This window comes from Rhodococcus sp. NBC_00297 (assembly GCF_036173065.1).
In the GTDB taxonomy this organism is placed as follows: Bacteria; Actinomycetota; Actinomycetes; order Mycobacteriales; family Mycobacteriaceae; genus Rhodococcoides.
On sequence record NZ_CP108041.1, the window covers coordinates 2,679,408 to 2,705,051 of the forward strand.

Annotated in this window: 26 protein-coding genes and 1 pseudogene; 14 read left to right on the forward strand and 13 right to left on the reverse strand. The window is 68.7% G+C overall.

Annotated features, from left to right (window positions below; all coding sequences use genetic code 11):
• Positions 1-90 precede the first annotated feature (90 nt).
• The 4 genes from OG947_RS12745 to OG947_RS12760 all read right to left on the reverse strand — a co-directional run bounded on the left by OG947_RS12745 (position 91) and on the right by OG947_RS12760 (position 4,378).
• A complete protein-coding gene (locus OG947_RS12745) occupies positions 91-1,926 on the reverse strand; it encodes an acyl-CoA dehydrogenase (protein WP_027506200.1) in 1,836 nt (611 codons plus the stop codon).
• A gap of 125 nt (positions 1,927-2,051) precedes the next feature.
• Positions 2,052-2,654, reverse strand: coding sequence for a class I SAM-dependent methyltransferase (locus OG947_RS12750; protein ID WP_222632147.1), 603 nt, complete (start codon positions 2,652-2,654; stop codon positions 2,052-2,054).
• Positions 2,655-3,743 (reverse strand): CaiB/BaiF CoA transferase family protein, encoded by a 1,089-nt coding sequence (locus OG947_RS12755; RefSeq protein WP_328811996.1) that lies wholly within the window; start codon positions 3,741-3,743, stop codon positions 2,655-2,657.
• 62 nt (positions 3,744-3,805) lie between these two features.
• Positions 3,806-4,378 (reverse strand): DinB family protein, encoded by a 573-nt coding sequence (locus OG947_RS12760; RefSeq protein ID WP_328811997.1) that lies wholly within the window; start codon positions 4,376-4,378, stop codon positions 3,806-3,808.
• Between OG947_RS12760 and purT the strand changes: the two genes are divergently transcribed.
• Positions 4,377-5,606 carry a formate-dependent phosphoribosylglycinamide formyltransferase gene (purT, locus tag OG947_RS12765; protein ID WP_442973129.1) on the forward strand — a complete coding sequence of 410 codons (1,230 nt, stop codon included), beginning with the start codon at positions 4,377-4,379 and terminating at the stop codon, positions 5,604-5,606. The two genes, OG947_RS12760 and purT, sit on opposite strands and share 2 nt — an antisense overlap.
• Positions 5,603-6,085 carry a DUF456 domain-containing protein gene (locus tag OG947_RS12770; RefSeq protein ID WP_027506205.1) on the forward strand — a complete coding sequence of 161 codons (483 nt, stop codon included), beginning with the start codon at positions 5,603-5,605 and terminating at the stop codon, positions 6,083-6,085. Before purT ends, OG947_RS12770 begins: the two co-directional genes overlap by 4 nt.
• On the opposite strand, the gene OG947_RS12775 is transcribed toward OG947_RS12770, so the two are convergent.
• Positions 6,082-6,816, reverse strand: coding sequence for an amidohydrolase family protein (locus tag OG947_RS12775; protein ID WP_328811999.1), 735 nt, complete (start codon positions 6,814-6,816; stop codon positions 6,082-6,084). The two genes, OG947_RS12770 and OG947_RS12775, sit on opposite strands and share 4 nt — an antisense overlap.
• A gap of 77 nt (positions 6,817-6,893) precedes the next feature.
• Here OG947_RS12775 and OG947_RS12780 point away from each other — a divergent pair, with 77 nt between their 5' ends.
• Positions 6,894-7,763, forward strand: a complete 870-nt coding sequence (locus OG947_RS12780; protein ID WP_328812000.1) for an SMP-30/gluconolactonase/LRE family protein — start codon at positions 6,894-6,896, stop codon at positions 7,761-7,763.
• 54 nt (positions 7,764-7,817) lie between these two features.
• Here the strand turns inward: OG947_RS12780 and OG947_RS12785 are convergent, their stop codons facing one another.
• Positions 7,818-9,197 (reverse strand): FAD-dependent oxidoreductase, encoded by a 1,380-nt coding sequence (locus OG947_RS12785; protein WP_328812001.1) that lies wholly within the window; start codon positions 9,195-9,197, stop codon positions 7,818-7,820.
• A gap of 267 nt (positions 9,198-9,464) precedes the next feature.
• Here OG947_RS12785 and OG947_RS12790 point away from each other — a divergent pair, with 267 nt between their 5' ends.
• Complete coding sequence (locus OG947_RS12790) at positions 9,465-10,544, forward strand: alkene reductase (protein ID WP_328812002.1); 1,080 nt, start codon at positions 9,465-9,467, stop codon at positions 10,542-10,544.
• Positions 10,545-10,571: 27 nt separating this feature from the next.
• Complete coding sequence (locus OG947_RS12795; protein ID WP_051613444.1) at positions 10,572-10,973, forward strand: Rv0361 family membrane protein; 402 nt, start codon at positions 10,572-10,574, stop codon at positions 10,971-10,973.
• Positions 10,974-10,979: 6 nt separating this feature from the next.
• On the opposite strand, the gene OG947_RS12800 is transcribed toward OG947_RS12795, so the two are convergent.
• Positions 10,980-12,695, reverse strand: a complete 1,716-nt coding sequence (locus OG947_RS12800; protein WP_307108163.1) for an MDR family MFS transporter — start codon at positions 12,693-12,695, stop codon at positions 10,980-10,982.
• An 82-nt stretch (positions 12,696-12,777) separates the two neighbouring features.
• Between OG947_RS12800 and OG947_RS12805 the strand changes: the two genes are divergently transcribed.
• Complete coding sequence (locus OG947_RS12805; RefSeq protein WP_222646315.1) at positions 12,778-13,188, forward strand: rhodanese-like domain-containing protein; 411 nt, start codon at positions 12,778-12,780, stop codon at positions 13,186-13,188.
• Positions 13,188-14,393: an O-succinylhomoserine sulfhydrylase gene (locus OG947_RS12810; RefSeq protein ID WP_027506211.1), complete on the forward strand. Its 1,206-nt coding sequence runs from the start codon at positions 13,188-13,190 to the stop codon at positions 14,391-14,393. The genes OG947_RS12805 and OG947_RS12810 overlap by 1 nt, the downstream gene beginning before the upstream one ends.
• Before the next feature lie 72 nt (positions 14,394-14,465).
• On the opposite strand, the gene OG947_RS12815 is transcribed toward OG947_RS12810, so the two are convergent.
• Both OG947_RS12815 and OG947_RS12820 read right to left on the reverse strand, forming a co-directional pair.
• Positions 14,466-15,551: an isochorismate synthase gene (locus OG947_RS12815; RefSeq protein ID WP_328812005.1), complete on the reverse strand. Its 1,086-nt coding sequence runs from the start codon at positions 15,549-15,551 to the stop codon at positions 14,466-14,468.
• The gene (locus tag OG947_RS12820) at positions 15,548-16,309 is read right to left on the reverse strand and encodes an HAD-IIA family hydrolase (RefSeq protein WP_037186095.1); all 762 of its coding nucleotides are present in this window, start codon (positions 16,307-16,309) and stop codon (positions 15,548-15,550) included. The genes OG947_RS12815 and OG947_RS12820 overlap by 4 nt, the downstream gene beginning before the upstream one ends.
• A gap of 163 nt (positions 16,310-16,472) precedes the next feature.
• On the opposite strand from OG947_RS12820, the gene OG947_RS12825 reads away from it, so the two are divergent.
• Complete coding sequence (locus OG947_RS12825; RefSeq protein ID WP_308119324.1) at positions 16,473-17,189, forward strand: GNAT family N-acetyltransferase; 717 nt, start codon at positions 16,473-16,475, stop codon at positions 17,187-17,189.
• Complete coding sequence (locus OG947_RS12830) at positions 17,189-18,388, forward strand: GNAT family N-acetyltransferase (protein ID WP_328812006.1); 1,200 nt, start codon at positions 17,189-17,191, stop codon at positions 18,386-18,388. The genes OG947_RS12825 and OG947_RS12830 overlap by 1 nt, the downstream gene beginning before the upstream one ends.
• A gap of 69 nt (positions 18,389-18,457) precedes the next feature.
• Here the strand turns inward: OG947_RS12830 and OG947_RS12835 are convergent, their stop codons facing one another.
• On the reverse strand, positions 18,458-18,703 hold the full coding sequence (locus tag OG947_RS12835) for a hypothetical protein (protein WP_307109663.1): 246 nt from the start codon (positions 18,701-18,703) through the stop codon (positions 18,458-18,460).
• A 54-nt stretch (positions 18,704-18,757) separates the two neighbouring features.
• A pseudogene (locus OG947_RS12840) lies at positions 18,758-18,862 on the reverse strand (DUF2510 domain-containing protein); the annotation flags it as partial.
• 222 nt (positions 18,863-19,084) lie between these two features.
• Between OG947_RS12840 and OG947_RS12845 the strand changes: the two are divergent.
• The 5 genes from OG947_RS12845 to OG947_RS12865 are packed head-to-tail and all read left to right on the forward strand — an operon-like array spanning position 19,085 to position 24,186.
• The gene (locus OG947_RS12845) at positions 19,085-19,996 is read left to right on the forward strand and encodes an LLM class flavin-dependent oxidoreductase (RefSeq protein ID WP_328812007.1); all 912 of its coding nucleotides are present in this window, start codon (positions 19,085-19,087) and stop codon (positions 19,994-19,996) included.
• Entirely contained in the window at positions 19,993-21,303 is a 1,311-nt protein-coding gene (locus OG947_RS12850) for an LLM class flavin-dependent oxidoreductase (protein ID WP_328812008.1), read from the forward strand. Before OG947_RS12845 ends, OG947_RS12850 begins: the two co-directional genes overlap by 4 nt.
• A complete protein-coding gene (locus tag OG947_RS12855) occupies positions 21,300-22,427 on the forward strand; it encodes an LLM class flavin-dependent oxidoreductase (protein WP_328812009.1) in 1,128 nt (375 codons plus the stop codon). Before OG947_RS12850 ends, OG947_RS12855 begins: the two co-directional genes overlap by 4 nt.
• Entirely contained in the window at positions 22,424-23,218 is a 795-nt protein-coding gene (locus OG947_RS12860) for a DUF1684 domain-containing protein (RefSeq protein WP_027506217.1), read from the forward strand. The genes OG947_RS12855 and OG947_RS12860 overlap by 4 nt, the downstream gene beginning before the upstream one ends.
• Entirely contained in the window at positions 23,215-24,186 is a 972-nt protein-coding gene (locus OG947_RS12865) for an isopenicillin N synthase family dioxygenase (RefSeq protein ID WP_328812010.1), read from the forward strand. The genes OG947_RS12860 and OG947_RS12865 overlap by 4 nt, the downstream gene beginning before the upstream one ends.
• Here the strand turns inward: OG947_RS12865 and OG947_RS12870 are convergent.
• Together OG947_RS12870 and OG947_RS12875 are read right to left on the reverse strand one after the other, a co-directional pair.
• Positions 24,176-24,946 carry a 2-phosphosulfolactate phosphatase gene (locus tag OG947_RS12870; protein ID WP_222646309.1) on the reverse strand — a complete coding sequence of 257 codons (771 nt, stop codon included), beginning with the start codon at positions 24,944-24,946 and terminating at the stop codon, positions 24,176-24,178. The genes OG947_RS12865 and OG947_RS12870 overlap by 11 nt on opposite strands.
• The gene (locus OG947_RS12875) at positions 24,943-25,602 is read right to left on the reverse strand and encodes a DUF998 domain-containing protein (protein ID WP_328812011.1); all 660 of its coding nucleotides are present in this window, start codon (positions 25,600-25,602) and stop codon (positions 24,943-24,945) included. The genes OG947_RS12870 and OG947_RS12875 overlap by 4 nt, the downstream gene beginning before the upstream one ends.
• Positions 25,603-25,644 lie beyond the last annotated feature (42 nt).

A 25,644-nucleotide genomic window follows, 5' to 3' on the forward strand; every position in this document is an offset into this window, starting at 1 on the left:
GCGGCGTACGAGCATGGGTGCGGGAACAGGCAGGAACAGCACTGCGGCCCGGCTGGAATACCAGCCGGGCCGCAGTGGGGATTGAGCGGATCAGAACGCCGCTTCGTCGAGCTCCATGACGTCGTTGTCCAGGTCGGACAGGATCTGACGGGTGGAGGTCAGGCGGGGCAGGATGTTCTTGGCGAAGAACGACGCTGCGCCGATCTTGCCCTCGTAGAACGCCTTGTCCTTCTCGCCGGCGCCGTTGTCGAGTGCGGCGATGGCGATCTCGGACTGACGCAGCAGCAGCCAGCCGATCATCAGGTCGCCGACGCTCATGAGCAGGCGGACGGATCCGAGGCCGACCTTGTACAGCTCGGTCGGCTGCTCCTGGGCACCCATGAGGTGCTGCGTGAGTGTGGCGACCATGCCCTGCACGTCCTCGAGGGCGGTGTTGAGCAAGGCACGCTCGCTCTTGAGGCGACCGTTGCCCGCCTCGCTGTCGATCCACGTCTTGATCTGGCCGGCGACGTGGGCCAGTGCGACGCCGCGGTCCCGGGCGATCTTGCGGAAGAAGAAGTCCTGCGCCTGGATGGCCGTGGTGCCCTCGTACAGCGAGTCGATCTTGGCATCGCGGATGTACTGCTCGATTGGGTAGTCCTGCAGGAAGCCGGAGCCACCGAGCGTCTGGAGGCTCTGCGCCAGCTGCTCGTACGCGACCTCGGAACCCACACCCTTGACGATGGGGAGCAGCAGGTCGTTGACGCGGAACGCGGTGTCCTTGTCGGCGCCCGAGACGTGCAGTGCGGCAACCTCGTCCTGGTGAGCGGCCGTGTAGAGGAACACCGCGCGCAGGCCCTCGGCGTACGCCTTCTGCGTCATCAGCGAGCGACGGACGTCGGGGTGATGCGTGATGGAGACGCGGGGCGCGGCCTTGTCGGTCATCTGCGTCAGGTCAGCACCCTGAATGCGCTGCTTGGCGTAGTCGAGCGCGGTGAGGTACCCGGTGGACAGCGTCGAGATGGCCTTGGTGCCCACCATCATTCGAGCGTGCTCGATGACGTCGAACATCTGCGCGATGCCGTTGTGGACGTCGCCGACGAGCCAGCCCTTGGCGGGGACGCCGTGTCCGCCGAGGGTCAGCTCACAGGTGGCCGAGACCTTGAGGCCCATCTTGTGCTCGACGTTGGTGACGAACACGCCGTTGCGCTCGCCGAGTTCGCCGGTCTCGCTGTCGAAGTGGAACTTCGGGACGAAGAACAGCGACAGTCCCTTGGTGCCCGGCTTGGCGCCCTCGGGGCGAGCGAGCACGAGGTGGAAGATGTTCTCGAAGAGATCGTCCGAGTCGGCCGAGGTGATGAAGCGCTTGACGCCCTCGATGTGCCAGCTGCCGTCGGCCTGCTCGACGGCCTTGGTGCGGCCGGCGCCCACGTCCGAACCCGCGTCGGGCTCGGTGAGGACCATGGTGGCGCCCCAGTTGCGCTCGGAGGCGAGTACGGCCCACTTCTTCTGCTGCTCGTTGCCGTTGTCGGAGAGGATCTGCGCGAAGCCCGGGCCGGCGGAGTACATGAAGGCGGCGGGGTTCGATCCGAGGATCATCTCGGCGACGGCCCAGAACACCTGGCGCGGTACCGGCATGCCGCCGAGTTCCTCGTCGAGGCCCAGGTGGTCCCAGCCGGCTTCCTGCAGCGCGCGGTACGACTTCTTGAACGACTCCGGGAGGGTGACGGTGTGCGTCTCGGGGTCGAAGGTCGGCGGGTTGCGGTCGGCGTCGGCGAAGGACTCCGCGAGCGGGCCCTCGGCGAGGCGGCGGACCTCGGAGAGCATGTCACGCACGGTGTCGACGTCGAGATCGCCGAACTGTCCGGACTCGAGCGTCTTGTCCAGGGCGAACAGCTCGAACAGGTTGAACTCGAGATCGCGAAGATTGCTCTTGTAATGACCCATGGTGATGCGTTCTCCGTCTCAGTGGTGCGGTCCGGCCTCGGTACCGCCTGTGTGGCCCGGCGCTACCTACTCGCCAGTAACATACGGCTATGTTACGCCGGATCGGGAACACTGCCAATAGGGGTCTACTCGTCGGTAACTCGTCCCACCACAAGGGCGTCGATCGCTGCGGAATCACCTACGTGCCGCACCCTGTCCTCGGCGACGAGAATGCGCATCCTGTCGCCGATGTCCGCGACCAGATCGTCTGGGCTGTACAGGATCTCGGGATCCTGAGGACCGCCGACGCCATTCTTCAGATTGGCAGAATGGTGACCCACGATCACGAGGATTCCCTCATGTTTCAACGCCTGGACGGCAGTCGCGAGGACGTTTTCACGCTCGGTCCGCGATAAATGCAGGTAGGCGATGACAACGAGATCATAATTCCGCTCCGGTGTGAGTGTGGTCACGTCCGCGTGGACCCACCGCACACGCTCGCGGATCGACGCGGTGGCCGTGGCGGCGATGCGGACCGCCTTGGTCAGCGCCACGCTGCTGAAGTCGACGGCGTCGACACTCCATCCGCGCGTGGCGAGCCAGAGGGCGTTGCGCCCCTCGCCGCACGCGAGATCGAGCGCCCGGCCGCGCGGCAGGGAGGTGCAGAACTCGACGACCATGTCGTTCGGCGGTGCGCCCCAGATGAGTTCGGCGCGTTCGTACTTGGCGTCCCAGGCCGCGGCGTCCACTCAGGTCCAGACCGAGTCGGGGTCGACGGACGAGCGGGCCGGACCCGCCGGCGTCGACGTGGCGGTACGCCCGAAACGCGGCGCCGGGGCGTGCTGGGTGACCGCGTCGATGTCGATGAGGCTGCCGCGTTCGGCCATGTGGCGGTGGCGTGTGGCCTCGTCGAAGGTCAGCACGGGGGTGACGCAGGCGTCCGTGCCGTCGAAGACGGCGGCCCACTCGTCGCGCGTGCGGGAGGCGAACACCTCCGTGAAGGTCGACCGCAGCGTCGGCCACTGCTCACGGTCGAGCTGGTGGGGCAAGGCCGACGGATCGAGCCCGAGTCCCTGCAGCATCGCGGCGTAGAACTGGGGTTCCAGCGCACCGACGGCGACGTGCTTGCCGTCGGACGTCTCGTACGTGTCGTAGAACGGGGCACCGGTGTCCAGCAGGTTCCTGCCGCGCTCGTCGGACCACATGCCGATCCCGCGCCACCCCCAGATCATGTGCGACAACGCGACGGTGCCGTCGACCATGGCCGCGTCGATCACCTGGCCCTTCCCGGACCGACCGCGTTCGACCAGCGCCGCGAGAATGCCCATGACGAGGAACATCGATCCACCGCCGAAGTCGCCGACCATGTTCATCGGGGGTACCGGGCGCTCACCCTCGCGTCCGATCGCGTGCAGCACTCCGGTGACCGAGATGTAGTTGATGTCGTGTCCCGCGACCTGCGACCACGGACCCTCCTGGCCCCACCCCGTCATGCGTCCGTAGACCAGACCGGGGTTGCGCTCGGCGACGACGTCGGGTCCCAGACCCATGCGCTCGGTGACCCCCGGACGGAAGCCCTCGATGAGGACGTCGGCGCGGGAGATCAGGTCGAGCACCCGCTCCAGCTCGGCCGGATCCTTCAGGTTCGCCTCGACGATGCGGCGGTTGCGGAGCAGGGGGTCGCCCGGTGATCCCTCGGCCGGCAACGCGCCCGCACGCTGGACGCGCACGACGTCGGCGCCGAGGTCGGCCAGCAGCGTCGCGGTGTGCGGTCCGGGGCCGATGCCCGCGAGTTCCACGACCTTGATTCCGGCGAGAGGTCCACCTGCAGTAGTCATGGCGCGACCCTATCCACCGGAACCTGCCCGACGACAGGACCGGACTGTGCGGGTCGGGAGACTCAGAGGAACTCCGACGCGGCGTCGGCCACCCGCGACCGGTAGTCACCCCACCAGTCGGCGTCACCGTCTGCCAGGTTGGAGTTGCCGGGAGCCAGTCCGGCGCTGCCGTCGGCGAGTTCGCGCACGATGTCGGCGTGGCCGGCATGGCGGTGTGTCTCCGCGATCAGGTGCACCAGGATGTACTCGACGGTCACAGGGTTCTTCGCCGTCCACCACGGCACCGTCCCCTCCGCTCTCGGTCCGAGGGTGCGCACCGTCTCGTCGGCATGGGCGTTCACCCGGCGGTAGAGGTCGACGAGAGAATCGCGGGACTGGTCGGGTGTGGCCCACATGTCGGCATTGAGTTCGAGTGTCGGGTCGGACCACGGGATCGGTTCGGGGAACGGTCGCCCGAACGTGGACCCGAGGTACCCCGCCTCGGTCATGGCCAGGTGTTTCACGATTCCCAGCAGGTTGGTACCGGTCGACGTGAGGGGCCGACGGATGTCGTACTCCGACGCGCCGTCGAGTTTCCACACCACCGCGTCCCGTCCTCGCTGGAGGTAGGTGAGCAGGTCCTCGGTGTCCGCCATGCCCGATAGCATTCCAAGAGTGACGTGCTCCCGCATCGGTACTCCGCTTTCTCCGTCGGCCACCAAGGTGATGCTGCTGGGCTCCGGTGAGCTCGGCAAGGAAGTGATCATCGCGTTCCAGCGCCTGGGCGTCGAGGTGATCGCCGTCGACCGGTACGCGGACGCCCCCGGCCATCAGGTCGCGCACCGCGCCCACACGGTGGACATGAGCGATCCGGACGCCCTGCTCGCCGTCATCGAGTCCGAGGCGCCGCACTTCGTCGTGCCGGAGATCGAGGCCATCGCCACCGAGGCGCTCTCCGTGGTCGAGGACCGCGGGGTCACCACCGTCGTGCCGACGGCGCGCGCGACGCAGCTGACGATGAACCGCGAGGGCATCCGCAGGCTCGCGGCCGAGGAGCTGGGGTTGCCCACGTCGCCGTACGCCTTCGCCGACAGTGTGGACGAGGTTCGCGCGGCGCTCGAGCACACGGGCTTCCCGGCGGTGATCAAGCCGGTGATGTCGTCGTCGGGCAAGGGGCAGTCGGTCGTGACGAGCGACGACGACGTCCAGCGGGCCTGGGACCACGCTCAGGCCGGGGGACGAGTCGCGCTGGGCCGGGTCATCGTCGAGGGCTTCGTCGACTTCGACTACGAGATCACCCAGCTCACCGTCCGCGCGGTCGACGAGAACGGCGCCGACGAGACCTCCTTCTGCGAGCCCATCGGCCACCTCCAGAAGTCCGGCGACTACATCGAGTCGTGGCAGCCCCAGCCCATGTCGGCGGCCGCTCTGCACGCCGCACGCGAGGTCGCACGCACGGTCACCGCGGCACTCGGCGGCCGCGGCATCTTCGGCGTCGAGCTCTTCGTCAAGGGCGACGACGTGTACTTCTCCGAGGTCAGCCCACGACCGCACGACACGGGCCTGGTCACGCTCGGCACCCAGCGGCTGTCGGAGTTCGAGCTGCACGCGCGCGCCATCCTCGGGCTTCCGGTGGACACCACGCTGCTGACACCCGGCGCGTCCGCGGTGATCTACGGCGGTCTCGACGAGGTGGGCATCGCCTTCGAGGGCGTCGAGCAGGCGCTCCGCGTCCCGGAGACCGACATCCGCCTGTTCGGCAAGCCTGAGAGCTTCGCGAAGCGCCGGATGGGCGTCGCCGTGTCGACCGGTCCGGACGTCGAGACCGCGCGGGAGCGTGCACGCGACGCCGCGAGCCGCGTGCGTCCGGTCTCGGCACGGTGACCGCCGGTGCCGAGGTCCTCGTCGGACTGGTCGTCCTGATCGGCCTGATCGGGATCGTCGTCCCGGTGCTCCCCGGTGTCGTCCTGATCTTCGCCGCGATCGGCGTCTGGGCCTTCGTCGTCGGCACCGCATCGGCGTGGACGGTGTTCGGCATCGCGACGGCGCTGCTGGTGGCATCGGGCGTCGTCAAGTACCTGTGGCCGGGCAGACGACTGAAGACGGCCGGAGTGCCCACCCGTTCCATCGTCGCGGGCGGCGTCGTCGGCATCGTCGGATTCTTCGTCGTCCCGGTCGTCGGACTCTTCCTCGGGTTCCCCCTCGGTGTGTACCTGGCGGAACTTCCTCGTGCCCGCACGTCGGGATCCGCCTGGCAGTCGACGGTCCACGCCACCAAGGCGGTGGGCCTGTCGATCCTCGTCGAGCTGTTCGGTGGTCTGCTCGCGGCCGGCGTGTGGGTCGTTGCCGTCATCGTGCTCTAACGCTCCCGGTACCAGGCCCTCGCGTTCCTGAACAGCACCTTCTGGAGATCGCCGCCCACTGCCTCGGTCACCAGGTCGATGTCGGAGGGGACGAAGCGTCGCGGGGAGCGCGTGCCGGGCAGATCGGTCCCGAACATCAGTGCCTCGGGGTTGACGGCATGGATCCTGCTCATCGCCTCCACCGGGTCGTGGCCGATGCGGCCGAAGCCCGCCGCCTTGACCCGTGCTCCTCTGTCGACGAGATCGAGGAGGTACGGCATGGCGTCCTCGGCCATGCCGAGGTAGTCGATGCTGATGGCCGGCAGTTTGGACAGGACCGGCTCCAGGGACAGCAACAATCCGGCGTCCGCGTAGAACTCGGCGTGCCATCCGGCGATCTCGTGCGCGCGGACGGCCTGCTCGGTGAGGGTCGACACGTCGGTGTCGCCGCGCCGCAGATTGAATCTGAGCGCTCGGACGCCCGCGTCGTCGAGCGCGATGATGTCCTCGTCCTCGGCGTCCCACGGCAGGTGGGTCACGCCCACCCATCCGTCACCGAGTTCGGTCAGCGCCGCGAGCAGAAAGCTCTGGCCGCAGCCCTGGAACGACCCGGCGATGACGGCGCCGCCCACGACCCCCAGTCCGTCGGTCTCCTCGCGATAGTCGTCGGCAGTGAACACGGGGGGTTCGTATCCGCCGTTCGACACGAGAGGGAACCGCGGATCGATGATGTGGACGTGGCTGTCGAACACGTCTGCCAGGATGCCTCATGATGTGATGAGGCGTACGTCACATTCGATCATCCGTCTCGTCGTGCGAGGAGCTACACATGAAGGCAGAGCCGACCGTGGTCCTGGAGGGCTACACCTACTTCGAGTGCCCACGGTGGCGGGAGGGTCGTGTCTGGGTCTCCGACTTCTACACCCACCAGGTGCTGTCGGCGAACGAGGACGGCAGCGACGTCCGGGTGGAGGCCGAGGTGCCGCACCAGCCGTCCGGGCTCGGGTGGCTTCCCGACGGTCGGCTCCTGGTCGTCTCGATGCGAGATCAAACCGTTCTGCGGCGCGAGGAGAACGGCGACCTCGTGGTGCACGCGGACCTGTCCGCGCACGCGACCGGCAACGCCAACGACATGCACGTGGATGCGGACGGGCGCGCCTACGTCGGCAACTTCGGATTCGATCTCATGAACATGGCGCCCATCGAGACGGCCTCCCTGCTGCGTGTCGAGCCGGACGGCAGTGTGCACGAGGACGCCACCGATCTGCACTTCCCGAACGGCATGGCCGTCACCGCAGGCGGCGATCTCCTCGTCGACGAGACGCTCGGCAACCGGATCAGCGCCTTCGCGATCGGCGACGACGGTGTCCTCGGACCGCGCCGCGACTGGGCCGTGCTCGGTCCGATGCCCGAGTCGACGGACATGGCCAAGGGCATCGGCCAGGTGGTGGTGGCGCCCGACGGTTGCGCTCTCGCGCAGGACGGCACGCTGTGGGCGGCCGACGCACTGGGGCAGCGCATCGTGCAGATTCGCGAGGGCGAGGGAGTGGTCGACGAGTTGACCTTCGACACCGGGGTGTTCGCGTGCGGGTTCGGCGGCGACGACGGCCGCACCCTTTTCGTCTGCGCCGCACCCGATTTCAACGAGCACGCCCGCAAGGACGAGCGCGAGGGACGGCTGCTGTCCGTCCGGATCTGACACGCACGAAGCCCCGAGGACATCCTCGGGGCTTCGGTGCGTCAGGTGCTGGGGTCAGGCCTTGTCGGGCTCGCTGGCGCGCAGCATGTCCTCGCGCTCGACGACCTTGACGCGCTCGCGGCCCTGCGGCTCGCCGAGGCTGCGCTCGTGCGCGTCGAGGCGGTACCAGCCGTCCCACGTGGTGAACGGGACCTTCTTGTCCTCGAGGAACGCGACGACGGCGTCCGCGGACGGGTCGGTGGCACCCGCGAACGACGGGGCGTCGGCGAGGAGGTTCGCGACGGTCTCGTTGGCATCACCCTTGGTGTGGCCGATGAGGCCGACGGGTCCGCGCTTGATCCAGCCGGTGACGTACGTGGCGTCGACGGGGGTGCCGTCGTTGTTCTTCACGCGGCCGGCCTCGTTGGGGATGGTGCCCGCGAGGTCGTCGAAGGGGAGGTCGGCGATGTTCTGCGACAGGTAGCCCACCGCGCGGTAGACGGCCTGGACGTCCCAATCGGTGTAGTTGCCGGTGCCCTTGACGTTGCCGGTGCCGTCGAGTTCGGTGCGCTCGGTGCGCAGTCCGACGACCTTGCCGTCCTGGCCGAGCACCTCGTGCGGCGACTCGAAGAAGTGCAGGAACAGCTTGTGCGGGCGGTCGCCGGCATCGCGAATCGCCCAGTCCTGCAGCGTGTTCGCGACCATGTCGACCTGCTTGGACTCGCGGCGGGCCTTCTCCGAGCCCTCGTCGTAGTCGATGTCCTCGGGAGCGACGATGACCTCGATGTTGGGGGAGTGGTCCAGCTCGCGGAGCTCGAGCGGCGTGAACTTGGCCTGGGCGGGGCCGCGGCGGCCGAACACGTGCACCTCGACGGCCTTGTTGGCCTTCAGGCCCTCGTAGACGTTCGCGGGGATCTCGGTGGGCAGCAGCTCGTCGCCCGTCTTGGCCAGTACGCGGGCCACGTCGAGCGCGACGTTGCCGACGCCGAGGACGGCGACCTTCTCGGCGTCGAGGGGCCAGGTGCGTGGCACGTCGGGGTGACCGTCGTACCAGGAGACGAAGTCGGCGGCGCCGTAGCTGCCGTCGAGGTCGATGCCGGGGATGTTCAGCGCGCGGTCCGCGTTGGCGCCGGTGGAGAAGATGACGGCGTCGTAGAAGCGGCGCATCGTCTCGAGGTCGATGTCGGTGCCGTAGTCGATGTTGCCGAGCAGGCGGACCTGCGGCTTGTCGAGCACCTTGTGCAGCGCGGTGATGATGCCCTTGATGCGCGGGTGATCCGGTGCGACGCCGTAGCGGATCAGACCGAACGGAGCGGGCATGCGCTCGAAGAGGTCGATGCTCACGCCGGGGCCGGAGACGTTGTGGTCCGACTTCATCAACGCGTCGGCGGCGTAGATGCCGGCCGGGCCTGCACCCACGATGGCCACTCGGAGCGGGCGGGTCTGGTCAGTCATCAGCGTGGATCTACCTAACATCGTCGTCGGCCGGCCGCCCATCGAGCTCGGAGCGGGCGTCGTGGCCGCAGGGAGGCGGACACCCCAGCATAAGTGACGAGGCGGCGCCTCCGGTGCGCCAGGTGGCCGTGACGTGTGCACAGAGAACTGGGTGAACATCGGGATTCCACCGAGTGATGCGGCCCACAGTCGGGCATGGATCGCGGACCCCTCAGGCTTGCGTCAGAGGACAGCTCGACAGTCAGCACCTTCGAAAGGCCGATCGACGTGACCGAACTCAGTCCCGAATCACACCTGCTCCAGCCGCTCGAACTCGGCGACATCCACGCCCGCAACCGTGTCTTCATGGCGCCGCTCACGCGCAGCCGCAGTGGTGACGACGGTGTGCCCGGTGACCTCGTCGTCGAGTACTACCGCCAACGTGCGGGTGCCGGCCTCATCGTGTCCGAGGGAACGCAGCCTTCCGCCGTCGGCAAGGGCTACACCAACACCCCGGGCCTGCACACCGACGAGCAGCAGGCCGGCTGGGCGAAGATCGCGGACGCGGTGCACGGTGAGGGCGGCAAGATCGTCGTCCAGCTGATGCACGCGGGTCGGGTGTCCCACCCCGACAACTCTGGCCTGGAGGCCATCGCACCGTCCGCCATCGCGCCCGGTATCGAGATGTTCACCAAGGGTGGGTCGAAGGAGATCCCCGCGCCGCGCGAGATCGCCGCGGACGAGATCGCTCGCGTGGTCGACGTGTTCGTCGACGCCTCGACCCGTGCGATCGAGGCCGGTCTCGACGGTGTCGAGCTGCACGCCGCCAACGGCTACCTGCTCCACCAGTTCCTGGCGGACGGCGCGAACCACCGCACCGACTCCTACGGCGGCAGCCCCGAGAACCGTGCGCGCCTCGTCGTGGAGGTCGTGCGCGCCGTCTCCGCCGCCATCGGCGCGGGCCGGGTCGGCATCCGCATCTCGCCCGGAGGCACCGCGAGCGGCATCACCGAGGACGACACGACGGGTGCCTACGAGGCGCTGCTGTCGCAGATCGACGGCCTCGGCCTGGCGTACCTGCACGTGCTCGTCGACGCCGAGGATCCGTTCCTGGGCAAGCTGCGTTCGGCCTGGAGCGGCCCGTTCGTGCTCAACACCGGCTTCGCCGCGATGACCACTCGCGACGAGGCCGAGAAGCTGGTGTCCGACGAGATCGCCGACGCCGTCACGGTGGGTCGGCCGTTCATCGCCAACCCCGACCTGGTGACCCGGTGGACCCACGACACCGAGCTCAACACCCCCGACGAGAGCACCTTCTACGGCGGCGGCGCCGAGGGCTACACCGATTACCCATCGCTCGAGGGCTGAGCTGCACCGAGCTGACATGATCGGAGCATGAGCTCCGAAGAGGATCCGAGACCCACCACCGCAGCGCCCTTCATCGCGGCCGCTGCGGTGGTGGTCGTCGTGGCGGTGATCATCGCGATCCTGTCGCTGACCGGGTCGCCCGACGAGAACGTCAGCGACAACCAGCGTGTCGGGACCGCCGTCGCCGCCTACGTCGAGGCTGTGAAGTCCGGCGACACCGCCGCTGTCACCGCACTGCAGTGCCCCGGCATCACCGACGCACCGCTGGCGGATGCGGGTACGTCGGTGGATCTCGAGAACATCGAGGAGGTGCGGGTCAAGGGTGACGCCGCCGAGGCCGACGTGCGCGTCAGCCTCGACGGCAGCGAGCAGAGCCTCACCTGGAACGCGGTGCGGTCCGGTGACGACTGGCTGCTCTGCAGTCCCTGACGTGTCCTACTCGGCTGCGTCCTTGCTCGCCGTGCGTTCCGACGCCTGAGCTGCGAGGCCGCCCTGGGTGCGCAACGGGACCTCCTTGTAGAACAGGTTGATCACGAAGGCCAGCGCCAGCACGAACCCGGCCACGACGAAGACCGAGTCCATCGCGTCGGAGAATCCGATCTGGAACGGCGCCGCCACCGCGTCGGGCAGCTTCTGGATGAAGGACGTGTCGTCCAGGATGCCCCCGGCGGCCGACCCGTTGCCCTGCACGAGCCCCTGCGCGAGGCCGGACACCGCGGGATCGGTGCTGGACGCGGCCTGACCCACCGCCTCGCGGAACTCGGGAGTCTCCGCGGCGGAACGCAGAGCCGACGCGATGGCGTCGGTCACGCGCGAGAAGAGCAGGGACAGGAACACCGCGACGCCGATGGTGCCGCCGATCTGCCGGAAGAACGTGGCCGACGAGGTGGAGACGCCCATGTCCTGCGGCGGCAGTGCGTTCTGGATCGCGAGGGTCAGCGGCTGCATCAGATTGCCCAGGCCGAACCCGAAACCGAACATCGCGATCATGATCATCCACAGCGGTGTGTCGTACTCGATGAACGAGAACGCGAACATGCAGACCGTCATGAGAGTCGTGCCGATGATGGGATACGGACGGTAGTGGCCCGTGCGGGAGATCATCTGGCCGGAGAAGATCGACGCGACCATGATGCCCAGCACCAGCGGGAGCATCTGGAACCCGGCGAGCGTCGGCGACGAGCCCTTGACCACCTGCAGGTACTGGGGGAGCAGCGTGATGCCGCCGAACATCGCCGCACCGGTGATGACCGAGAGCACGAGTCCGACGCTGAACGTCGAGTTGCGGAAGAAGCGCATCGGGATGAGTGCGTTCGTCTTCATCCTGATCTCGATGGCGATGAAGGCCGCGATGCCGAGGACGCCGATGGCGTAGCAGATCATGGCCCGCCCGGAGCCCCATCCCCACGTGCGTCCCTGCTCGGCGATGATCAGCAGCGGCACCAGTCCGACGGCCAGCGCCGCGGCGCCGCCCCAGTCGACGACCGCGCTGCCGTGTCGACGCGGCAGATTCAGCACCTTGGCGACGACGAACAGAGCGACGATGCCGATGGGCACGTTGACGAAGAACACCCAGCGCCAGCCGGTGATGTTCAGGATCTCGGACTGGCCCGACAACACGCCGCCGATGACCGGACCGAGCACGCTGGACGTGCCGAACACGGCGAGGAAGTAGCCCTGGTACTTGGCCCGCTCCCGCGGCGGGACGATGTCGCCGACGATGGTCAGTGCGAGCGAGAACAGGCCGCCGGCACCGAGGCCCTGGAACGCGCGGAAGGCCGCGAGTTGGTACATCGACGTGGCGAAGCCGCACAGCGCCGATCCGATGACGAAGATCGTGATCGCGGTCAGGAAGAACTGTTTGCGCCCGTAGATGTCCGAGAGCTTCCCGTACAGCGGCGTGGAGATGGTGGCCGTGATCAGGTACGCCGTGGTGACCCACGCCTGAACGGAGAAGCCCTGCAGGTCGTCCGCGATGGTGCGGATGGACGTCGAGACGATCGTCTGGTCGAGCGCGGCCAGGAACATGCCGAGCATCAGACCGGAGATGATCGTCATGATCTGGCGATGGGTGAACTGCCCCGTGTCGCCGCTCGTGTCCGGCTGTGGTGAGCCGGCGCCCGTCGCAGGGCGCAGTGTGTCGTCCGTCATCGGCTCATCTTGCCCCCTCGAGGCCGTACGCTGCGACTATCGGACATATCGGGCCGAGCCGACCATGTGAGAAACTGGCCTCGTGAGCTACGCAGGAGACATCACGCCCGAGCAGGCCTGGGAACTTCTCAGCACCGATCCGGAGGCCTCGCTCGTCGACGTCCGCACCCACGCCGAGTGGAGCTACGTGGGTGTCCCGGACATCTCGTCGCTGGACAAGCCGACGGCCTTCGTCGAGTGGGTCGGCTACCCGGACGGCGCGAGGAACGAGAACTTCGTCGACGAGGTCCGTGCCGCCGGGGTCGAACGAGGACCCGTGGTCTTCCTGTGTCGCTCCGGTCAGCGGTCCATCGGTGCCGCCGAGGCCGCGACCGCTGCGGGGCTCGGACCCGCCTACAACGTGCTCGACGGCTTCGAGGGCGCGACCGACGCCGAGGGACACCGCGGCAGTGCCGGGTGGCGCGCCGTCGGACTGCCCTGGCGGCAGAAGTGATCCCCACCGGCGGCGGGTTCTCCAAGCCCCTGCCCGACGGGGTCGGGCAGGGAACTCTCGGTGTCCGCGGCGGTCTGAACCGCTCGGGGTTCGAGGAGAACGCCGAGGCCCTCTATCTCAGTTCGGGTTTCGTGTACGAGAGTGCCGAGGCCGCCGAGCAGGCGTTCACCGGCGACATCGACCACTTCGTCTACTCGCGCTACGGCAACCCGACCGTCACCATGTTCGAGGAGCGGCTGCGGTTGCTCGACGGCGCCGAGGCGGCCTTCGGCACCTCGAGCGGGATGTCCGCGGTCTTCACCGGGCTCGGAGCGCTCCTGAAGGCCGGCGACCGACTCGTCGCGGCGCGGAGCCTGTTCGGCTCGTGCTTCGTCGTGTGCAACGAGATCCTGCCGCGTTGGGGAGTCGAGACCGTCTTCGTCGACGGCGACGACCTCGACCAGTGGGAACAGGCGCTCGCCGTGCCCACCACCGCGGTGTTCTTCGAGACGCCGTCCAACCCGATGCAGTCGCTCGTCGACGTCCGGCGCGTGACCGAGATGGCGCATGCGGCCGGTGCGAAGGTGGTGCTGGACAACGTCTTCGCGACGCCCGTGCTGCAGCGCAGCTTCGACCTCGGTGCCGACGTGGTGGTGTACTCGGGGACCAAGCACATCGACGGACAGGGGCGCGTGCTCGGGGGCGCCATCCTGGGATCGAAGGAGTACATCGACGGTCCTGTACAGACGCTCATGCGCCACACCGGTCCCGCGCTGAGCCCGTTCAACGCCTGGACTCTGCTGAAGGGTCTCGAGACGATGCCGCTCCGCGTGCGGCACATGAACGCCTCGGCGCTGGCCGTCGCGGAGTTCCTCGAGGCGCAGCCGGGTATCGGATGGGTGAAGTACCCGTACCTGCCGTCGCACCCCCAGCACGATCTCGCGGTCTCGCAGATGAGCGGCGGCGGCACCGTCGTCACGTTCGAGCTCGAGGGCGGCAAGGCGCGCGCCTTCGAGTTCCTGAACAAGCTGCGCATCATCGACATCTCCAACAACCTCGGCGACGCGAAGTCGATGACGACGCACCCCGCCACCACCACCCACCGGGCCATGGGTCCGGAAGGCCGTGCAGCCGTGGGCATCACGGACGGAGTCGTGCGCATCTCCGTCGGCCTGGAGGACCTCGAGGACCTGCTCGGCGATCTGGCGGGAGCGCTCGCCCGGTAGAGCCGAGTGCATCAACGGCCGGCTTCGGTGCGCTGAGCCGCGGTATCCGCGGCTCAGCGCACCGGATCGACGTCAGAGGCCGAAGGGCCTGAGCACCGTCGCGAACTTCGCTGTCGTCTCCTCCAGCTCGGCGCTCGCGTCCGAGGCGGCGACGATGCCGCCACCCGCGGTCGCGACCCCGCTGAGGCCGTCGGCGGCGATGTCCAGGCAGCGGATGGCCACCATCCACTCACCGTCGCCCGACGCGTCGCACCACCCCACCATGCCGGCGTAGAAGTCGCGGTTGCGTCCGGACTCCAGCAGATCGATGGTCTGGAGCGCCAGGTCGGTGGGGCTGCCCGCGACCGCGGGTGTCGGGTGCAGTGCGAGCGCGAGATCCAGTGCCGTGGTGGCGGGGTCGGCCAGTGTCGCGGTGATCGGGGTCGCCAGATGCCACACGGCCGGCGTGCTGGTCAGCGTCGGCCCGTCGGGGACGGACACCTCCGAGCACAGTGGCGCCAGGGCCTCGGCGATGGCGTCGACGACGAAGCGGTGCTCGGCCAGGTTCTTGGCGCTGGCGAGCAGGTCGGCGCCCGCCTGCTCGTCCGCCACCGGATCCTGTTGTCGTGCAGCAGTTCCGGCGAACGGTCGGCAGATCACCTGGGTTCCGGTACGCCGCACGAGGAGTTCCGGGCTCGAGCCCACCAGGTGGCGGCCGAAGTACGGACCACCCGCCGCGGTGAGATCGACGGCGAAACCGTTGTGCATCGGATTCGCCTCGATGAGCGTGTCCGCGAGCGCCGTCGGGGACAGCGGGGCATCGAACACCAGCGTGATCGACCGCGCGAGAACCACTTTGCGTAGTGCGGATCCGGGATGGTTCAGCACCGTCAGGGCACGCTGCACCCGCGCGACGTGCTTGTCGGGTGGCGGGTTCTGGGAGGCGATCACGGCTCCGGGCAGGGTGCTCTGCTCGGGTGTCCGCGGCTCGTCGCGCCGGTCGAACGTCGACGGTTCGACGAGTGCACACCGCGTGGACGCATCGAACCCGATGGCCCCCACGAGAACCCGCGCCGACCCGTCCTCGAGAGCCTCGCGCGCGTCGTCGATGTGATCGAACGCCTGCCGGGTGCCCGTCGCCTCGACGCTGCGGTCGGGCCGGGAGTAGACGAATCTCATCCGAACGGGTTCGCGGTGTGCCCGATGAGGTCGGCGACCGACTCGATGACACGGGTGGGGCGGAACGGGAACATCTCGACGCTGGCGGGGGTCGAGATACCGGTGAGCACGAGGATGGTCTGGAGACCGGCTTCGAGCCCGGACACGATGTCCGTGTCCATGCGGTCACCGATCATCAGCGTGTTCTCCGAGTGCGCGCCGATGGCCCGCAGAGCGGACCGCATCATCAACGCGTTCGGTTTGCCCACGTAGTACGGCTCACGTCCGGTCGCGCGCGTGATGAGCGCGGCGACGGATCCGGTGGCGGGCAGCGATCCCTCGCGTGACGGGCCGGTGGCGTCGGGATTGGTGGCGATGAAACGGGCTCCGCGTTCGACCAGCCGAATGGCGGTGGTGATGGCCTCGAAGGAGTACGTGCGGGTCTCGCCGAGCACCACGTAGTCGGGATCGATGTCCGTGATGATGTAGCCGATGTCGTGCAGGGCCGTCGTCAGGCCGGACTCCCCGACCACGTAGGCGGTACCGTTCGGCCGCTGGTTCCCCAGGAAGGTGGCGGTGGCGAGTGCCGACGTCCAGATCGACTCCTCGGGGATCTCGAGGCCGGTCCGTCGCAGGCGTGCCTGCAGGTCGCGACGGGTGCGGATCGAGTTGTTCGTCAGGACGATGAACGGGGTGTTCGTGTCCTGGAGTTCCTTCAGGAAGCGGTCCGCTCCGGGGACGAGGTGCTCCTCGTGCACCAGGACACCGTCCATGTCCATCAGGTACGTCCACGGGGGTGTCCCCGTCGTGGACGGAGCATCGTCAGGTCGCACGGCGTCGTCAGGACTCACTCTGTCGGGGCTCACGACACCATTCTGCCCCTCCGGAATCGTCGCGAGTACAACGCGCCGCGGCGTCGGAGCCGACCCTTACAGTGGCCTGGTGCAGTGCGACGACCGAGTTCCGGTGATCCCGACCCTCCCCGACGCGCATCCGCTGGACGATCCCATCCGATCGTCCCTCGTCGGCGCCCACTCCCGGTTCGCCGAATGGCGGGGCCGGATCGCGCGTTACCACCCCGAGGTGGCCGGGTTCTTCGGTCACCCCGAGGACATGACGGCGGAGGACTGGGCGGATCTCGGCGCCCTGCTCCCGGTGGGTGAGCAGGCTGCACTGCGGGGCGACGGCATCACCCCGCCCGCCGGGTGGCGCGTTCTCGACCGGATCGGGCTGCTGCAGTTCGACGGATCCGCGCTGGTGGTGGAGCCGGAACCGGCCGCGCAGGTGCTCACCGCCGACGACGTGCCGGAGATGCTCGATCTCGTGCACCGCACCCGGCCGGGACCGTTCCGCTCGCGGACCATCGAGATGGGCACGTACCTGGGCGTCCGGGACGGGTCGCGGCTCGTCGCCATGGCCGGGGAGCGCATGCATCCCGACGGCTGGACCGAGATCAGCGCCGTGTGCACCGACCCCGAGTACCGAGGGCAGGGCCTGGCCACCCGCCTCATCCGCGCTGTCGGGTACGGCATCCGGGAGCGGGGCGAGGTGCCGTTCCTGCACACGAGTGTGACCAACACCCGCGCCGTCGCGCTCTACGACACCCTCGGATTCGTGCTCCGCCGACAGACCACCCTGACGATCGCCGAGGTCGCCTGATGGTCGACATCCGCATTCTCGAGTCGCGGTCCGACCTGCTGGAATCGCAGCGCGTCTTCCGTGCCGCGATGGTGGGACTGCCCACGCTGCAGGTCACCGAGGACGAGATCGCGAGTCTGCGCGAGCCCGGTCGGACCTACGGCGCCTTCGACGGCGATCGACTTGTCGGGACCACCGATTCGGCCCGCGGAACCCTGACGCTGCCGGGCGGCGCTCGGGTTCCCCACCTGGCCGTCACCCATGTCGGGGTGTTGCCGACCCACACCCGCCGCGGTGTCGTGTCCGCTCTGCTGCGGCGCCAGCTGCGGGACGCGCGCGATGCCGGGGACGTCGTCGCCTCGCTCCGTGCGTCGGAGGCTGTCATCTACGGCCGCTACGGCTACGGCGTCGCCACCTCGTCCGTGTCCGCCGAGGTCGTCACCGCGCGTGCGTCGGTGCGGGAGGAGGCCGTGTCCAGCGGCACCGTCCGCCTCGTCGACGACGGGGACGTGTTCGACGTGCAGGCCGGCATCGTCGCGTCGCACCCGTCGAGTCGACCGGGCACCATCACCCGACTGCCCGTCTGGTGGAACGCGTCGAGGCTGCGCGGGCGGACCGACACCGGTCCGGTGTGGAACGCGGTGCACTCCACCGGCGGGGTCGACGACGGATACGTCCGGTACCGCCCGCGCGACCCGCGGACGTGGTGGTCCGGGAACGACCGCCGGGTGGTCGTCGAGGACCTCCATGCGCCCGACGACGCGGTGTTCGCCGACCTGGTCCGCTTCCTCCTGCGACTCGACCTCGTCGACCGCATCACGTTTCCCGCACTGCCCGTCGACACCGTGCTGCCACTGCTGATGCACGATCGCCGATCCGTACGACTCGATCGCACCGAGGACGAGACCTGGCTGCGCATCCTCGACGTGTCCGCGGCACTGTCCGCGCGCACGTACGGGCCCGGGGACGCTGTGACCATCGCCGTGCAGGACCAGGACCTGCCGGAGAACGCCGGGACCTACGCCGTCGCACCGGACGGCGTGCGGGTGGTCGACGCGGCGCCGGATCTGACGGTGCACGTCCGAGATCTGGCGTCGGTGCTGCTCGGCGGGACGTCGTGGGCGGCCCTGGTCACCGCCGGTCTCGCGGAGGGTGAGGCATCGGCTGCCGACGAGCTGTTCCGGACTCCGCAGGCCCCCTTCGCCGGAGTGGGCTTCTGACCTTCCGGATCTTGGTGTTCGGCTCCCGTCGCCAGTACGGCGTGCCCTACACGCCGACGTGAGGGTCGATTACTGATCGAACACACGCGACAGTTCGCCGCGTCTTTCCGACATCTCGTTCTCGATAGTCACTGCGTTCACTACACCCAACACCAGAGCTAACACCGCGAGAAGGCGCACGATCGTTGAGGCTCCAAGGAAGAAGGCCAGAGCCGTTCCCACAGCGATGACCGCGACACCTGTCCAGATGGGCCCGGAGCCGGTGAGGAGGCTCACCGATTGCATGGACATGAGTAGCCCGATGGCGACGAGCACGAAAGCACCGAAGTTGGCGGCTGCCCTACGGCCCTTGCCTGTCGGGCCTGCTGCTGCTGGACCGGCGGGCCCCACCCACGAACGTCCATCCCAGTAGATGTGGCGACTCGCGTCGGATGGATCGGGATACCACCCTGGTGGTGGAGGGGCTGGGTTCATCGGCTGAGATTATCAAGATGACCGCCCGGTTTATTCGCAATCCGAACACGCCCGGGCTTCGATTCGAGGCGCCACTGAGCGCAGCGGAGCACTGTCGTCGAGTGAGTTCATAACGAACAGGTGGCGAAGCATTCCCCTCCGATCTCTGCGATTCCAACCCGTGTGCCGGGTGCGGATCCCTCCTAACCTCGGGTGTCCGGGGGCGATACGAGGGAGCGCACGATGACCAGGACGGTGACACTCGGCTTCGACGTCGGGGTCGGTTCGGCCGACGGACGAGCCGTGGCCGCCACGGTGACCGCGGCCGAGAACGCAGGATTCGGCTACGTCACGTTCGACGACGACGACGTGGCGACGGGTGGTGTCGACGCCGTCACGCGCGCGGCCTTCGTCGCCGCGACCACCAGCACGGTGGGCCTCGTCGCCACCGCCAGCACCACCTACGCGGAACCGTTCCACCTCTCGTCGCAGCTCGCGTCGTTGGACTACGCGTCCCGCGGCCGGGCGGGTTGGGTGGCATCCCGGTCGCTGGCACCCGACGTCGCGGCAGCATGGGGTCGCGAAGTCGTCTCGGCCGATACCGATCTGGTTCGTGAACAGCGTGATTCGGTGACCGTGGCGCGTGGACTGTGGGACTCGTGGGAGGACGACGCGGTGATCCGCGACTTCCCGACGGGCCGGTTCCTGAACCAGCAGAAGCTGCACTACGTCGACTTCGTCGGGGAGGAGTACTCGGTGAAGGGCCCCGCGATCGTGCCTCGCCCGCCGCAGGGTCAGGTGGTGGTGTTCGGCCGATTCGGCGAGATCGACGCCGATCTGCTCGACGTCGTCCTCGTGGAGAACGAAGCGGACGCGCGCGCGGTGACCGGGGCGCACGTCGTTCTCGACGTCGAGGCCCCCGGAAGCCCGACGGCCGCAGCGGCTCTCGTCGAGCGCATTGCTGCCCTCGACGACGCGATCGGCGGGATCAGGTTGCGTCCTGACCTGATCGACGACGATCTCCGCGTCGCCGCACGCTACGTCCTTCCTCAACTGTTCGAGCGGGACCTGGCCCATCGGCCGGTCCCGGCCACGACGCTGCGTTCCACTCTGGGCCTGGCCCGCCCGGTCAACCGATTCGAGGCTGCGCGATGACCGCTCTCTTCCGTCCCGACGCCACCGTCCACCTGGGTGTCTTCTACCAGGGCGTCAACCACACGACGATCTGGTCGGACCCGGCCAGTGGCTCGCAGATCGACTTCGAGACGTTCCGTCGGCTGATCACGACCGCCGAGCGCGGACTGTTCGACGCCTTCTTCCTCGGTGAGGGGCTCCGACTGCGCGAGCAGGGCGGCAAGATCCTCGACCTGGACATCGCCGGTCGTCCCGACGCCATCACACAGTTGGCGGCGCTCGCCGGCATCACCACGAACATCGGACTGGTGGCCACCCAGAACACCACCTACAACGAACCGGTGGACCTCGCGCGTCGACTGTCGGGACTGGACGTGCTGTCCGGTGGTCGCGCCGGCTGGAACGTCGTCACGACCGACAACGCGTGGACCGGCGAGAACTTCCGACGCGGCGGCTACCTCGACCACGCGGACCGCTACGTGCGCGCCGGAGAGTTCCTCGACGTCGCCAGAGCCCTGTGGAACGCAGGAGGCACGCCCGACTCCGTGCGCATCCAGTCCTCGCAGTTCGACATCGCCTCTGCTGCACCGATTCCCCGCAGTCCGCAGGACCACCCGGTGATCTTCCAGGCGGGAGATTCCAGCACCGGTCGCGACTTCGCCGCCCAGCACGCCGACGTGATCTTCTCCGCGCACGGCACCCACTTCGACGACGCACTCGACTTCGCGAACGACATCCGCGCGCGACTCGTGGCCCGAGGGAGACCGGACGACGACATCAAGATCCTGCCCGGCACCCAGATCGTCCTCGCGGACCACGAGCGGGACGTGGACGAGAAGGTGCGCTGGGTCAAGGAGGGTCAGTTCACCGGCCCGACGACGCTGTCGATCGCCGGCCAGGTGTGGGGGCGCGATCTGTCCGATCGTGATCCCGACGGACCACTCCCCACCGAGGATCCGATCGTCAGTGGCGTCGTCGGTGCTCGTGGCTCGGCGTTCAACGGCATCGATGTGGATGCACGCGTGCGGGAATGGCGGTCGCTCGCCGAGGCGAAGAACCTGTCGCTGCGGCAGGTCGTCATCGAGACGTCGGCGCGTACCGGATTCGCGGGTACGCCGAGCCAGGTCGCGGACGAGCTCACCCGGTGGGTCCGCGGAGGGGCGAGCGACGGCTTCAACATCACGCCGTACCTCGTGCCGAGCGGGCTCGACGACATCGTCGACAAGCTGGTTCCCGAACTGCAGGAACGTGGTTCGTACCCAGCCGCCTACGGGGGGTCGACCTTGCGGGAGCACCTCGGACTACGTCGACCCAGCATCGGCGAGTGAGATTCCACTGGTTCCTCCCCACCGGGGGTGACGACGAGAGGCTCGGTGCGCGCTCGCACGGAGTCGCCATCGGCGGTGGGGGCGCCTCGGCAGCGGGTGCGGGACATCGGGACGCGACACTCGACTACCTGACCGAATTGGCCGTGACCGTCGAGGAACTCGGTTTCGAGGCAGTGCTCACTCCGACGGGCGGACACTGCGAGGACGCGTGGTTGGTCACCGCGGCGCTGATCCCGGCGACCACTCGTCTGAAGTTCCTGGTGGCGTTCCGGCCGGGCCAGGTCTCGCCCGTGACGTCGGCGCAGATGGTCAGTACATTCCATCGACTGTCCGGTGGCCGAGTGCTCCTCAACGTGGTGGTCGGGGGCGACGACGTCGAGCAGCGGTCCTACGGCGACCGTCTGGCGAAGGAGGGCCGCTACGCGCGGGCGGGTGAGTTCCTCGGCATCGCGCGCGCCGTCTCCGACGGCCGGCCGGTGCGGCCGTCCGGCGACCACTACGCTGTGGACCGACCGAACGGCGGCGGTTTCGGCGGGCATCCTCCGGTGCCGCTTCCCGACGTCTATCTCGGCGGATCATCGGACGCCGCACTGGATGTCGCCGCCGAGCATGCCGACGTCTTTCTCACGTGGGGCGAGTCTCCCGAGGCGGTGGCCGAGAAGATCTCCCACGTGCGGGAGCGTGCGGCTGCCCGCGGCCGCACCCTGCGTGCCGGACTGCGGATGCACGTGATCACCCGCGAGCGCGCGAAAGATGCGTGGGCTCGAGCCGAGGACCTGATCGCCGATGTCGACGACGCGACCGTCCGGACCCGACAGGCACAACTGGGCGCCGTGGGATCGGAAGGCCAGCGACGCATGCTGGCGTTGCACGGCGGTGATCGTCGGAACCTGGTGGTGGGCCCCAACCTGTGGGCGGGCATCGGTCTCGTCCGCGGCGGCGCCGGCACCGCGCTGGTCGGCAGCCACGACGAGGTGGTGGCCCGCATCGAGGAGTATCGCGAGGCAGGTGTCGACGAGATCATTTTGTCGGGGTACCCCCATCTCGAGGAGGCACGTCACGTCGGCGCCGGTGTCCTCGGCAGAATCGCATCGTCACCGTCCGAGAAGGAGTACGCATCATGACAACATCCGTCACCACGTTCGAGCAGGACTGGGCTGCATGGCATTCCGATCGCGAGGAGTACTTCCGCGATCCGTTGGGCTGGGTCGCGCTCACAGGTCTGTACTGGCTGACCGAGACCGACGCGGCCGTGGGGGATCTGCCCGGTGTGTGGCGCGCCGACGACGACGCTCTGCACGTCACCGCGAGCACGGGCGACGGGTTGTCGGTCGACGGGGTGGTCGTGGACGGGACTGTCGCTCTGCACCCTGTCGAGGGGGCTCCCGGCCTCCTCGTGGCCGCCGGTGAGCGGCGCGTCGAGGTGATTCGCCGCACCGGCTCGGTGGCCCTGCGCGTGCACGACCCCGCGGCCCCCACCTTGGCGTCGTTCGGCGGGATCCCCACCTTCGCACCCGACGAGAAGTGGCGCGTGAGTGGCACGTTCACGCCGTACGACTCCGAGCGCACGGTCACCACCGCGGCCGTCGTCGAGGGTCTGGAGCACCACCACGCCGGGCTGGGCGTCATCGACTTCACGCTCGGGAACGCACCGCAACAGTTCGTCGCATTCCGAGGGAAGGCGGGCGGCTTCCACATCCTCTTCACCGACGAGACCAGCGGCGTGAGCACCTACCCCGCGTGCCGGTCCCTCGCCGTCGGCGATGCGGACGCCGACGGCCTGGTGACACTGGACTTCAACCGCGCGTCCAACCTGCCGTGCGCCCTCACCGACTACGCGACGTGCCCGGTGGCACCTCCCGAGAACCGGCTGACCGTCGCGGTGGAGGCCGGCGAGAAGCTTCCGATCAGGTGACAGCTCTGCCCGTTCTCGACATGTCGACCGCGGATGTCGACGGGTTTCGCTCGGCAGTGCGCGAGGCCACCCACGACCACGGCTTCTTCCACCTGACCGGTCATGGTGTCGACCCCGAGCTCGTGTCGACGGTCCTGTCGCTGGCGCGCACCTTTTTCGCGCTGCCGGCGGACGCCAAGGACGAGATCAGTCAACTGAACTCGCCCCAGTTCCGCGGCTACAGTCGGCTCGGCGGCGAGCTGACCAACGGCGCCGTCGATTGGCGAGAGCAGATCGACATCGGTCCGGAGCGCGAGGTGATTCCCGCGGCGCAGGGATACTGGAACCTGCAGGGCCCCAACCAGTGGCCGTCCGCGCTACCCGAACTGCGTCCCGCGTTCGAGGCCTGGGACGCCGCCCTGTCGGACGTCGGGCTGCGGCTGCTCCGACACTGGGCAGTCTCCCTCGGCGCGGCCGAGGACACATTCGATGCCGCCTTCGCCGAGCTCCCCGCGACGTTGATCAAGGTGGTGCGGTATCCCGGCAGCACCGAGAACCCGCAGGGGGTGGGCGCGCACAAGGACTCGGGGGTGCTGACGTTGCTTCTCGTGGAGCCGGAGTCGACCGGCTTGCAGGTGGAGCTGCGCGGCGGCGAGTGGATCGACGTACCGCCCGTGGCCGGCGCGTTCATCGTCAACGTCGGGGAACTGCTCGAGGTCGCGACGGGTGGGTACCTGCGTGCCACTCGGCATCGCGTCCTCGCGCCGACGCCTGGCACGGACCGGGTGTCCGTTCCCTACTTCCTCAGCCCCGCACTGGATGCGCGCGTGCCGCTCATCGATCTTCCACCCGAGTTGGCGGCGCGGTCCCGGGGCGTCGACACTGATCCGGACAACCCCCTCTTCCGGACCTACGGCGAGAACGCGTGGAAATCGCGTACCCGTGCACACCCGGACGTGGCCGAGAAGCACCACGGCATCAGGCGCTGAGGCCGCCGCTCGCAGCATCGACGAAGATCCCCTGACGGAGAATCGGAACGCCGGCGCTCTCCCCGACCTCCGCTGCCACCGCGACATCGCCGTCGAATCCGAGGGCGATCAGCTCGCGACCGGAACTGCAGTCACGCAGTGCCGTCGACGGATCATCGGCCACCGCCGTCCAGGCTGCCTGCGCTGCGTCGGCCTCGGGAGACGGGTCGAGAAGACGCCCGACGGCGGCGAGTGCCGCGACGACTGCACCCGCTCCCCAGAAGTCCTCGATCGCGGGGCGTAGCGATCCGTCCGGCCATCTCTCGCCCGCAGCGATGATCGCCACGGAGTCGTCCGGTCCCGCGGTGCGCGCGATCCAGTGCGCGATCGCCGTCGCCGTGCGCAGGGACGCCGCTGCCAGGACGGGTGTCGCCGCCAGCGCCTCGGCGATGGTCGATCCGTTGGGTGACGGAAGAACGAGCCGGGCGGGCACGTCGCGCGCGGACCGGATCGATCCGGGGGACAATGTGATGCGGCCCGGAGCCGATTGCGAGCGGCGGAACGCCACGGACGCGTCGTGACGTCGGGCGACCTCCTCGGTGTCGGCGCCCGCGTGCGGGACGACGCCGATCCCTCGGTCGAGAGCGACACTCACCGTGGTGGTGAACGACAGGACGTCCACGATCACGGCGATGTCGGCGTCCGACGCGATCGCCTCGGCTCCGCGCAGGCCCCAGTCCACCCGGGTGCGATGTCGCCGCTGACGGTGCTCGGGGTTCACGGCTGCTCGGCCAGCTCGGTGCCCCGCAGCTCGTAGGACTTCAGTGCCCAGTACACGCCGAAGGTCATGACTGCGACCGCTTCCACCACCAGTACCGCGAGCGCGCCCTGGCGGAGGACGAGCACCAGGGCGAGCGCCGACGCCGGAGCGACGACGACCACGACCGCCACGACTCGATAGGCTCTGCGGTAGCGGCGGATTCGCCGTTCGGAGTCCCGGGACGGATCCAGGGTGTCGTCCGCGCACCGCCAGACCGACACCGCGAAGCTGACGAAGAAGGCCACGGCGGCGACGGCGTGGACCGTCATACGCAGGCCGAAGTCGCTCTGCCCCGGTGGATCCGTGGGCACGAGCGCGACGACGACGAGGAAGGCGCCGGCCGCGTTCAACAGTCCGTTCTCGAGCGTCCCGTGACCGCGGTAGCAGATCAACGCGATACCGGTCCCGGAGAGCACTCCGACGAACACGTCGCGGGCCGGGCTGTAGTAGTACTCGCTCATCGATCCGAGCACAGGAAGGTCGGGATCGAGCAGCGACCAGGCGACGAGCAGGAGAGGCAACCCGACGGCCATGATCGCCATCGCCGCGCGCAACGCGAAATACGTGCCGACGATGTGCTCGGCGAGCGGGTCGGACCAGGCGCGGAGCGGGCTCATGGGCTCGACTCTACGGCGCGCGGAGGGTGTCGGACCCTCGAG

Bases quoted from the DNA above. Each gene is read 5' to 3' on its own strand.
- OG947_RS12745 (WP_027506200.1), bottom strand. From the start codon at position 1,926: ATGGGTCATTACAAGAGCAATCTTCGCGATCTCGAGTTCAACCTGTTC.
- OG947_RS12875 (WP_328812011.1), bottom strand. From the start codon at position 25,602: ATGAGCCCGCTCCGCGCCTGGTCCGACCCGCTCGCCGAGCACATCGTC.
- OG947_RS12780 (WP_328812000.1), top strand. From the start codon at position 6,894: ATGAAGGCAGAGCCGACCGTGGTCCTGGAGGGCTACACCTACTTCGAG.
- OG947_RS12850 (WP_328812008.1), top strand. From the start codon at position 19,993: ATGACCGCTCTCTTCCGTCCCGACGCCACCGTCCACCTGGGTGTCTTC.
- OG947_RS12815 (WP_328812005.1), bottom strand. From the start codon at position 15,551: ATGAGATTCGTCTACTCCCGGCCCGACCGCAGCGTCGAGGCGACGGGC.
- OG947_RS12845 (WP_328812007.1), top strand. From the start codon at position 19,085: ATGACCAGGACGGTGACACTCGGCTTCGACGTCGGGGTCGGTTCGGCC.
- OG947_RS12830 (WP_328812006.1), top strand. From the start codon at position 17,189: ATGGTCGACATCCGCATTCTCGAGTCGCGGTCCGACCTGCTGGAATCG.
- OG947_RS12760 (WP_328811997.1), bottom strand. From the start codon at position 4,378: ATGGCGGACACCGAGGACCTGCTCACCTACCTCCAGCGAGGACGGGAC.
- OG947_RS12755 (WP_328811996.1), bottom strand. From the start codon at position 3,743: ATGACTACTGCAGGTGGACCTCTCGCCGGAATCAAGGTCGTGGAACTC.
- OG947_RS12785 (WP_328812001.1), bottom strand. From the start codon at position 9,197: ATGACTGACCAGACCCGCCCGCTCCGAGTGGCCATCGTGGGTGCAGGC.
- OG947_RS12860 (WP_027506217.1), top strand. From the start codon at position 22,424: ATGACAACATCCGTCACCACGTTCGAGCAGGACTGGGCTGCATGGCAT.
- OG947_RS12795 (WP_051613444.1), top strand. From the start codon at position 10,572: ATGAGCTCCGAAGAGGATCCGAGACCCACCACCGCAGCGCCCTTCATC.
- OG947_RS12820 (WP_037186095.1), bottom strand. From the start codon at position 16,309: ATGGACATGGACGGTGTCCTGGTGCACGAGGAGCACCTCGTCCCCGGA.
- purT (WP_442973129.1), top strand. From the start codon at position 4,377: ATGCCCGATAGCATTCCAAGAGTGACGTGCTCCCGCATCGGTACTCCG.
- OG947_RS12800 (WP_307108163.1), bottom strand. From the start codon at position 12,695: ATGACGGACGACACACTGCGCCCTGCGACGGGCGCCGGCTCACCACAG.